The sequence below is a fragment of the Desulfurellaceae bacterium genome, assembly GCA_021296095.1.
Lineage (GTDB): Bacteria > Desulfobacterota > Binatia > Bin18 > Bin18 > JAAXHF01.
Map to the genome: position 1 here is coordinate 2,826 of JAGWBB010000107.1, position 895 is coordinate 3,720.

Annotated in this window: 1 protein-coding gene; it reads left to right on the top strand. The window is 64.8% G+C overall.

The genetic code is table 11. The features are described from left to right. Positions 1-29: 29 nt before the first annotated feature. Positions 30-895 (top strand): NAD(P)-dependent oxidoreductase (locus J4F42_19525; GenBank protein ID MCE2487709.1); only part of this gene is annotated, 866 nt, incomplete at its 3' end.

Sequence of the window (895 nt, forward strand, 5' to 3'; positions counted from 1 at the left end):
GCTTCGTCTGCTGAAACAAGGAGGACATCATGCGAATCGGGTTTGTTGGACTCGGAAATATGGGCGGCCCTATGGCGTCTCACATCATTGCCGCCGGCCATACGGTGACCGTTCACGATATCCGTAAAGAAGCCGCCCGCCCGCAGCTGGACAAGGGCGCCGCGTGGGCCGACAGCCCGCGCGCCGTGGCTGCGGCGAGCGAGATCGTGTTCACCTCGCTGCCCGGTCCCAAGCAGGTCGAAGAGGTCGCCCTGGGCGAGGGCGGCATTCTGCAGGGCGCCGAGCCGGACAGCGTGTATATCGACCTGTCAACCAGCTCGCCGACCCTGATCCGGGACATCTGCGCCACCTTCCAGGAAAAAAAGGTCCAGGTCTTGGATGCGCCGGTCAGCGGCGGACCGGTCGGCGCTCAAGCCGCCACCCTCGCGGTGATGGTCGGGGGCGACAAGGCCGTCTACGAGCGGGTCAAACCGGTGCTCGACGTGATCGGCGACAAGGTTTCCTATGTAGGCGGCATCGGCTGCGGGGAAATCGCCAAAATCGTCCACAATATGATCGGGATTTGTAGCCTGTCCCTGCTGGCCGAGGGTCTGACCCTGGGCGTCAAGGCCGGGGTTGAGCCCCAGGCCCTGCTCCAGGCCATCCAGGACGGCGCAGTGGGCCAGGGCCTGATGCTGAACTATATGGTGCCGGAAGTCGTCTTCAAGGGCGATTTCGACACCGCCCGCTTTGCCCTGCGCTGGGCGCGCAAGGATGTTGGTCTGGCCACCGAGTTGGGGCGGGAATTCGAGGTGCCGCTCAAGCTGGCCAATGTGGTCGAGCAGGAGTTTGTCGAAGCCATGGCCCGGGGCTGGGGTGAGCGGGACTCCAGCGCGCCGTTTGCCCTGCAGGAGGA